The organism is Streptococcus sp. 27098_8_148 (genome assembly GCF_041432105.1).
Taxonomy (GTDB): Bacteria; Bacillota; Bacilli; order Lactobacillales; family Streptococcaceae; genus Streptococcus; species Streptococcus parasanguinis_AE.
The window spans coordinates 1-8379 of record NZ_JAPVYY010000025.1 but is presented as its reverse complement, the minus strand read 5'-3'; the positions used below and the strand labels follow the sequence as shown (position 1 = coordinate 8379).

General features: G+C 40.5%; 11 protein-coding genes and 1 other annotated feature. Of the genes, 1 reads left to right on the top strand and 10 read right to left on the bottom strand.

Translation table 11 applies throughout. The features are described 5' to 3' along the window. Positions 1-39: 39 nt before the first annotated feature. From O3646_RS10715 to O3646_RS10685, 7 genes are all read right to left on the bottom strand, one after another. Positions 40-786, bottom strand: coding sequence for a DeoR/GlpR family DNA-binding transcription regulator (locus tag O3646_RS10715; RefSeq protein ID WP_371610871.1), 747 nt, complete (start codon positions 784-786; stop codon positions 40-42). 213 nt (positions 787-999) lie between these two features. Further along, positions 1000-1293, bottom strand: coding sequence for a 50S ribosomal protein L27 (rpmA, locus tag O3646_RS10710; protein WP_003002805.1), 294 nt, complete (start codon positions 1291-1293; stop codon positions 1000-1002). A gap of 17 nt (positions 1294-1310) precedes the next feature. After that, positions 1311-1655 carry a ribosomal-processing cysteine protease Prp gene (locus tag O3646_RS10705; RefSeq protein WP_003002581.1) on the bottom strand — a complete coding sequence of 115 codons (345 nt, stop codon included), beginning with the start codon at positions 1653-1655 and terminating at the stop codon, positions 1311-1313. Between the two features lie 15 nt (positions 1656-1670). Beyond that, positions 1671-1985 (bottom strand): 50S ribosomal protein L21, encoded by a 315-nt coding sequence (rplU, locus tag O3646_RS10700; protein ID WP_003007734.1) that lies wholly within the window; start codon positions 1983-1985, stop codon positions 1671-1673. 34 nt (positions 1986-2019) lie between these two features. Continuing rightward, positions 2020-2107: a sequence feature (ribosomal protein L21 leader region), on the bottom strand. A gap of 137 nt (positions 2108-2244) precedes the next feature. Beyond that, entirely contained in the window at positions 2245-2787 is a 543-nt protein-coding gene (locus O3646_RS10695; protein ID WP_049492006.1) for a membrane lipoprotein lipid attachment site-containing protein, read from the bottom strand. A gap of 53 nt (positions 2788-2840) precedes the next feature. After that, the gene (gene thiI / locus O3646_RS10690) at positions 2841-4061 is read right to left on the bottom strand and encodes a tRNA uracil 4-sulfurtransferase ThiI (RefSeq protein WP_371610870.1); all 1221 of its coding nucleotides are present in this window, start codon (positions 4059-4061) and stop codon (positions 2841-2843) included. Between the two features lie 18 nt (positions 4062-4079). Beyond that, positions 4080-5222 (bottom strand): cysteine desulfurase family protein, encoded by a 1143-nt coding sequence (locus O3646_RS10685; RefSeq protein WP_371610869.1) that lies wholly within the window; start codon positions 5220-5222, stop codon positions 4080-4082. 191 nt (positions 5223-5413) lie between these two features. Between O3646_RS10685 and O3646_RS10680 the strand changes: the two genes are divergently transcribed. Continuing rightward, entirely contained in the window at positions 5414-5848 is a 435-nt protein-coding gene (locus O3646_RS10680) for a DUF6556 family protein (RefSeq protein WP_371610868.1), read from the top strand. 19 nt (positions 5849-5867) lie between these two features. On the opposite strand, the gene O3646_RS10675 is transcribed toward O3646_RS10680, so the two are convergent. The 3 genes from O3646_RS10675 to O3646_RS10665 are packed head-to-tail and all read right to left on the bottom strand — an operon-like array spanning position 5868 to position 8226. Next, positions 5868-6212, bottom strand: a complete 345-nt coding sequence (locus O3646_RS10675; RefSeq protein ID WP_371610867.1) for a hypothetical protein — start codon at positions 6210-6212, stop codon at positions 5868-5870. 13 nt (positions 6213-6225) lie between these two features. Then, positions 6226-6513 (bottom strand): hypothetical protein, encoded by a 288-nt coding sequence (locus O3646_RS10670; RefSeq protein WP_024055917.1) that lies wholly within the window; start codon positions 6511-6513, stop codon positions 6226-6228. Between the two features lie 15 nt (positions 6514-6528). Beyond that, positions 6529-8226, bottom strand: a complete 1698-nt coding sequence (locus O3646_RS10665) for a hypothetical protein (RefSeq protein WP_371610866.1) — start codon at positions 8224-8226, stop codon at positions 6529-6531. Positions 8227-8379: the final 153 nt, after the last annotated feature.

Below are 8379 nucleotides of genomic sequence, written 5' to 3'. Positions count from 1 at the left end.
ACAATTGAGAGGCTAGGACTTTTGTCCCAGCCTCTCATTTTATATAATTTTCGTATACAAGGCATATTTGTCTTTGATCTTCTTTGGAATACTATCATCAGTAATAATGGCATTCAGGTCTTCCACTCGATAGAAACTATAGAAAGAATAGCTATCAAACTTACTGTTATCAGCAACCACATATTTCTCAATTGCGTTGTTTAGAATAATAGCATTACCATTTCCCTCTTCTTCATTGGCTGTGGAAACATGATGCCCATCGATGCCATTGACCCCGATGAAAGCTTTAGAAACCTTGATTTCTTTCAAGAGTTTATTGGCAAATTGACCGACAAAAGTTTGTGTCTTCACCCGGTAGCGACCTCCAACTAAGATCAAGTCATAATTTGGAAAATCTTTTAGCTTTTCAAAAATGGGGAGGGAATTGGTGACAATACTGATTTCCTTTCCTTCTAAATAGTCGCCGATAAAATCTGTTGTCGTACCAGACCCAATAAAGACGGTATCCCCATTTTCGATCAAGTCTGCACATTTTTTTGCAATGGTTCGTTTCTCATCAATATTGATGAGATTTTTCTCACTGTGAGAAGCCTCTAACAAGCTATCTTTCACCTTTTTGTGGGCTCCACCATGTACACGAACTAAAAGACCTTGTTTTTCAAGATCGATCAGATCACGACGAATGGTCATGTCTGTCACCCCAAAGAGTTCCTTGAGTTCTTTGACTGATACCACACTTTTTCGATCCAGTTCCTGAAGAATTTCAACATGTCTGCTATCTTTCATGGTACTACTTCCATTCCTACTATATTTGTCTCTATTATACTATATTTTTCAAAAAACACAAATTCAAACATTATATTAACAAGGGTAAACATGATATTTTTAAATAAATAAAAGAAAAAAGCCTTCTGATAAATCAGAAAGCTTTCATTTTGCTATTTCTAGCTTCCTCACCTTTGGATCAAGGCTCGGGACAAAAAGGTTTAGAAAACCTTTTTATTTTGCGATTGGGTAAACAGAAACTTGTTTTTTATCGCGACCTTTACGTTCGAAGCGTACTACGCCTTCAACTTTTGCGAACAAAGTATCGTCTCCACCACGTCCAACGTTCACACCTGGGTAGATGTGTGTTCCGCGTTGACGGTAAAGGATAGATCCACCTGTTACAGTTTGTCCATCAGCTGCTTTAGCTCCAAGACGTTTTGCTTGTGAATCACGTCCGTTTGATGTAGAACCTCCACCTTTTTTGTGGGCGAAAAGTTGCAAGTTAGCAAGATTCAATTTCAACATAATTGTTTTCCTCCATGTTAGTTTTCTGTGATAACTCTTGTTTGGACGAACTCTGAAGAGTTCTCCGATAAGTTTGCCATCCCTAAGAAAAATGATTCAAAGAATAGTTGGGTCATTTCTCTTTGATGTGGTGGAATATCTGTCGGGATTGTGACCCGAAGGAAGCCACCTTCTTCTTCGTTTAATTCTAGATCCGGTTCGTAGCCTGCAAATTTCTCAACAGAGTTGACAAAGTTAATGGCTAGAGTCGAAACCGATGCACACACGACATCAAAGCCATATTCACCGCTTCCAGCGTGCCCAGTGATTTCTGCACTCCTCAGCTCGCCATCTTCGGCTCGTTCAAAGACTGCTTGTATCATGTGTTCTCCTAAAAATTAAGCGTTGATAGCGTTGATGACAACTTTAGTGTAAGGTTGACGGTGACCTTGTTTACGGTGGCTACCTTTTTTAGGTTTGTACTTGTAAGTAACAACTTTCTTTTGTTTTCCTTGTTTTTCAACAGTTCCAACAACAGTAGCTCCTGAAACAAGTGGAGTTCCGACAACAGTGTTTTCACCACCAACAAGAACAACTTCGTTAAATGTAACTTCTTGACCAGCTTCAACGTTCAATTTTTCAACGTAGACTGCTTGACCAACTTCAACTTTAACTTGTTTTCCGCCAGTTTTAATGATTGCGTATGTGCTCATTATGCACCTCCTATGTATTTTTGGGTTTCCCCGTATTTTTGTGAAGACTCGCCTAGCATCGTGGGACGAACCACTTACTCTCATGGAAATGAGCGACGATGTTCGAGCGGTTGCACAGGCATGTGCATAGTCAACTCTCTAAGTATATCACTTCTATTAGACAAAGACAAGTATTTTTGCGCTTTGAAAGCGAATTTTCTTTGAAAAATCTATTTTTTGTATCTTGTAATTTAAGATCGCATTCAAAACCGGCTTTCATCTACTTATCCTTAAATTTAAAGTCATTGAAGCTCATTTTGGCTTTAGACGAATCGTTCATCCCCTTCATTTTTTCTTCTTGTTCCTTAGTAATTTTTATCGGAATCGCTGCAGCAGTATTGGGTTTTAACACACCCGATTCGCTCACTTCATAGTCAACTGTGACATCTTTAAAAAGTGGCTCTCCATCATATTCCAAATTCAGGACAAAGGATCCATCACGATCGATGGTGGTGGTGGTACGATTCACAATAAAGAACAAGGCGAAGCGGTTTTCCTCATTTCCAAAGGTATATCCTGGGAAAAAGACAAATAATTTTCCAGCTTCTCCAAGCGTTGGATGTTCCTTGATAAATTTTTCGGACGCTTCCAAGACTTCGTTGTCCTGGTCTTTATACTGCTCGGCCCTGACAAATGTGAGGGGTTCTTTTTTTCTACTGCTTGATTGGCTAGTCTTCTCTTCTTTTTTCGGTCCAGTAAACGATACTTTGACACAGCCTGTCAACAGAAGCAAACTTGTCATTAATACGATAATTTTTTTCATTTTGTCTCCTTTAGATTTGAGTAGAAAAAGAGGCTGGATACTCCCAGTCTCCCCTATAGCAAATCCTCGATCAGGTCATCGACCTCATCTTTTTCTGCTTTTGGTGTGATTTCCGTTACGACGATGCCTGACACAGCACGCTCGACCAAAGCTTCCACATCCAACCGTTGCTCATACTGCTCCGCATTTTTGAGTTTCGGATTCGTCTTTGGACGATCTGGTGCAAAGATGGTACAACAGTCTTCAAACGGTTGGATGGAGATTTCAAAGGTATCAATCTCTTGGGCAATATCGATGATTTCCAACTTGTCCATGGTTACCACTGGACGGATAACTGGCGTATTGGTTACCGCATTTATGGCCTGCATACTCTCTAAGGTTTGGCTAGCCACTTGTCCCAAGCTTTCACCATTGATAATGACCAAACCACCACGAACCTCGCGAATGCGGTCTGTAATGCGCATCATAAAGCGGCGGGTCAGGGTCATGAGGTAAGCTTCTGGCGCTTTTGCCTTGATTTCCTCTTGGATCTCTGTGAAGGGCACCTCGATAAATTGGATATTGCCCCCAAACTTGGTCAACTTCCGTGTTAAGTCATGGGCTTTTTTCAAGGCACCTGGGCTGGTATAAGGTGGGCTCGCAAAGTGGACCGCTTCGATATCCACACCACGCTTTAAGGCCAGGTAACCAGCTACTGGAGAGTCGATCCCACCAGATAGCATGAGCATGCCTTTGCCAGAAGTCCCAACAGGAAGGCCACCGGCTCCCTTAATGGTTTCATAAGAGATGTAGGCTGCTTCTTCTCGGATTTCGACTTGCAGATTGATATCTGGCTTTTTCATCTGTGCCTGGATCGTTGGGATCGCTTCAAAGACAGCGCCACCTAGAGTTTGATTGAGCTCACGGCTATCGAGTTCAAAAGTGTGATCGCTACGCTTACTTGAGATTTTAAAGGTCAAGCCGTCCTTGTAAATCTCCTTCATAATCTCTTGCACTGCCGCTTTTAAGGCTGGTACTGATTTTTCAATCTTGTAAACAGGTGAAAAATTTTGGATTCCAAAAACTTGCTTGAGGGATTCTGCCACCGGCTCATAATCCGTCCCATGTAGATAAGCATGGGCTCGATCGCGGTCCGCTGTCACTTTGACAGCCGGATAAATAGATAAAACATCTTTGATATTATTGCGAAGTTTATTGATGAAACGCATGCGGTTCTTCCCTTTAGTAGAAAGCTCTCCATAGCGAATCATAATTTCTGAATAGGTTAAGGTCATATTGATTTCCTTCTAAAATTAACGTACTTTTCGTGTTTGTTCGTAAATCAGTTTGAACTTGGTCAAGAATTGCTCGACTTGGCTCATGTCATTTTCAATATCAAGACTGAGGCGAACTGCTGTCTGTGCAATACTCTTGTCCACTCCCATGGCAATCAAGGTACCAGCTGGTTTTCCAGCCTTGGACGAGCAGGCACTGGTCGTCGAGATATAAATATCAAACTCTTCAAAGGCATGGACCACTACTTCACCACGAACTCCCTTGATCCCAAAAGTCAAGATGTGAGGGGCAAAGTGATCCTCACCAGAAAAGATTGTGACATCTGGATAGTTGGCCAATTCTTTGCGGATGACTTCTTTCATCTGCTGGGTCTTGCTGGCAAAAACTTCTTGGTTTTCCATAGCTAAGCGTAGGGCTTTTGCGGTTGCTGCGATACCTGCCACGTTCTCAGTTGTCGAGCGCATTTCTTTTTCTTGACCCCCACCCGTTAAGAGAGGGGTGATCTTTTTGCCTTCTTTGATGTAGACAAAGCCAACTCCACGAAGACCATGGAATTTGTGACTAGAGAAGATCGCAAAGTCCACGCGCTCTGGTAGATAAACTTCTGTTGCTACCTTGGCTAAAGCTTGAACCGCATCGACATGGAAACTAATCGTTGGGCGATCTTCTAGGAGAGCCGCAATTTCATGGATGGGCTGGATGGAGCCAATCTCATTGTTGACGGCCATGACAGAGACCAAGGTCGTATCTGGACGGAGAAGACTAGCCAAGGCATCCACTTTGACAAAGCCACGCGCATCCACTGGAGCATAATCCACTTCGAATCCCTGCGTCTTTAACCAAGCAGTGGACTCCTTGATAGCCGGATGCTCGATGTCAGAGACAATGATATGCTTGCCATAAGGAGCTTTCTCAAAGGCGACACCCTTGAGGACCCAGTTGTCCCCTTCTGTCCCACCAGACGTGAAGTAAATTTCTTCAGCTTTCTTGCCAATTAACTCTGCAATCTGTTTTCTAGAAGCTTCTAAAATACGAGTCGCTTGACTACCTAGATTGTGCAAACTAGAAGGGTTCCCCCAGATCCGAGTGGCCACTTCTGTATAGGTCGCAAGGGCTTCTGGATAAGGTTTGGTCGTTGCTGAATTGTCAAAATAAATCATGTCCTACGCATCCATCACTTTCTTTTTACGTAACTTCTATTTTATCATTTCTAACCGCTTGGGACAAGGATTTGATAAAGAGAGATGAGGTAAAATCACTCCATAAAATTCAGTTCTTTTTAGACATTTTTCAGAAAATGACTTATAATAGGAAAGTGTTAAAAACAATTTTTGATAGAAAGAGAATGAACATGTCACAATATTCAAGAAGCAACAAAAACCAAAAACCAGAGGATACTACAGATTCTAGACCCTCACGTGGTGAAAAAGTCAAACAAGGCCTATCACTATTTCAAACAGTTGTCGCCACGATTGCCAGTCTTTTAGGGATTATCGTCACTTCTTTTACGATTATAAGCCTGCTTAATAAAGACAATCAAAAAACAGAAGATAAACCATCTAGTAGCACCAGCGTCGTCGTGGTCCACGATAAGGGATCTGACTCAAGCGCTACCAATACAGATGCTAATACCAATACGCAAACCGATTCAAGCAATACAGATGCTAGTTCACAAAAAGAAACCGATAGCTCATCCGCTACAGAAACCAGTTCATCTGCTGCACAAGACCAAGTCTCCACCGCAACAGACAATGGCGCAGATACAGCATCATCCGGAACCAACTAAAAAATCAGTAAGGACAGTCTTACTGATTTTTTTTGGCTTTTGATTCCAGCTTTTTCTGATGTTTATAGAAAGCATCTATCTCATTGTCAAACTCCCATTTGAGCTTTGAACGCTCTTCCTGGATTTGATCCAATTGTTCAAAGACGTCACGTCGAAATCGTTCACTATTTTCATCCATTTGGAAAAAATAAGTATGAACTTCTGCAGGTAACTCACCTTCTGCCATGCGATAGACTTCTTCTTTCAACTGATCCGTTTGCTGTAGAAAATAAGAGAGATCTTCTTCAAGAGATTCCTCTTTTTTCTTTAACTGTTTCATTTTGCTATCAAATTCAAGTTCTAATTTATAAAGATCTTCCTTCATCTTCTGTCAATTCTCAATTTCTTAGCGGACTAGTAAGTTCTGGTTTGCTCACTTTAGACAAATAGTTTTTTGCCGCAGTTGCGGCTTGTCCTTCAAGACCATCCGTGATATTTTCACTGTAAGTCTTTTTTGCATAGTTTTCTAATTCCTCTGCTTTTATATGCAGTCTTGCTTGGAGAGATATATTCTTTAGCTTTATAGTGTTCACTGCTACTACAACAGCCGCTTTTATTGCCAATCTCTGTTGTGCTTTCAGTCCTTCCAGTATTTTTTCATTCATAAACGGTAAACTTATTGGCATCGTTTCCTCCTTCTTTTATGATAGGGATCCAAAAATATCAGCAGCGCCTTGTTCGTCAACCTCTACAAGTTTCTGTGCACATTGAATCATACTCTTTGAGAAGCCACTCATTTTTTCTTTGTAGTTCTTTAAATTACTTTTATCGGTCTCCTCAATTCCGCTATCCCACAAATGTTCAAAAGTCAAGTCAGTCATTAAACTTTCTCTTTCACTTGCTGACAATGCCCATCCCAATCCAAAAATAACATTTCTAGATAATTCAACCTCTATTTTTATGTTTTCTTCCGCAGTCGTGATCATTTTCTCTGTTTCTGACACCTTCTGCTCAATATCTGCATCTGCCAATTGAACTGCTGCATATAACAATTCTGTGCGAAGTAAGATTCGCTCCGCATAGCTCCCAGCACTTTTAATTTTGTTGTGCAAATTATTGGGATTCTTGAGGTCTAAATTTTTTCGATCCCATTCCAAAGAAGCTTTCTGGGCATCTTTTATAATTTTAGCATATTGATTTTGATAATCATAGTATAGCCACGCCAGATCTGGGAGATTGGAAGCAATCATTACGATCGCTTCACTATCTATTCCTAAACCAGAAAGCCCATCAAAAAAATCATCGTAATTATGCCAGAAATCTTTACTTCCTTTTTGTATTAGGGAAGCAAATTTACTAAATTCCTCTGGACTCATCGTTACGATTCGGTTGATTGTTTTTCTAGGAATGTATTCCTTCAGTTTATCAATTTTTTCTCTATTAAGTTTTGCAAGTCTCTGACCTGCAACTAACAACTCTGGATGATAGGATTCCGATGCCGTTAGGATATTGCCATAACTATCTACTTGATAGGCACCAAAATCATGTGAAGAATACTTGTCCGTCATACTAGTATACTTAATCGGGACAACTACATTGACTTGGCCAAGTTGTTGCTCCCAAGGTCTATCCCGATTGAGCATGCTAACTGGATCAAAAGGATTGACATAATAAACAATTTTTTCATCCAATAATTTCAGTTTTTCCGGACTATATCCTGCCTTTATCAAGCTCAATGTTGTATCTGGGCCATCAAAAAGAACAGCTTTTCCGATGTGGTTCAATTCCGAATCATCTAATCCTGCTAAACCTTGAGCAGATACCATTGTTCCAAGTGAATGAGCCGTCACATCCATCTTAGCATCCGGTGCAGCTTTGTCTTCTAATTCAGCGATCTTTGCTTTCATGCCTTTTGTAGCATACTGTGCTTGAGGAACGATCGCATCTGTAAGAGCAAAAGCTGCATCATTATTGATCCAATCTTTGGAATTAAACTCCTTTAAATCTGCATCCAAAATATTTGAGAAATCAATTCCAAAACCGTCACTTCCACGAATCGAAAAATAGGTCTGGTGCGTATTCGCATTGATCGTCTCAGTATCTGTGACATAATAAGCGTGGTATCCAGTTTCTGCATCCTCTAACAACTTTTTATTATCTGGTTGAAGATAAACCTTGCCACCATTTGGCAGATCCGTACCCCCGCCATGAGTTACTTGACCTTCCGAATCTTTTCCATCTGTAGAGAAACTAAATTCAACGGATTTCCCTGAATCAAGTGCTTTTTGCCTTTCCGGATTCAATTGTTCATATGGAAAATTTTTGGGTCTATATCTGTAAGCTGATTCTGCTAATGAAGCATATAGATTATCAAAACTTTTTAAATTCCAATTACTCAAATAATCTTCCCCCTATACCAATGTCGGATCCTATATACATCTCATCTAGATTCAATGTATTGTCATCATTTATTGGGATATCTACTCTCCAACCCGATTCTTCAATATGATTTATACGTCCATAAACACTCATATAATATTCAGGAGTTGTCA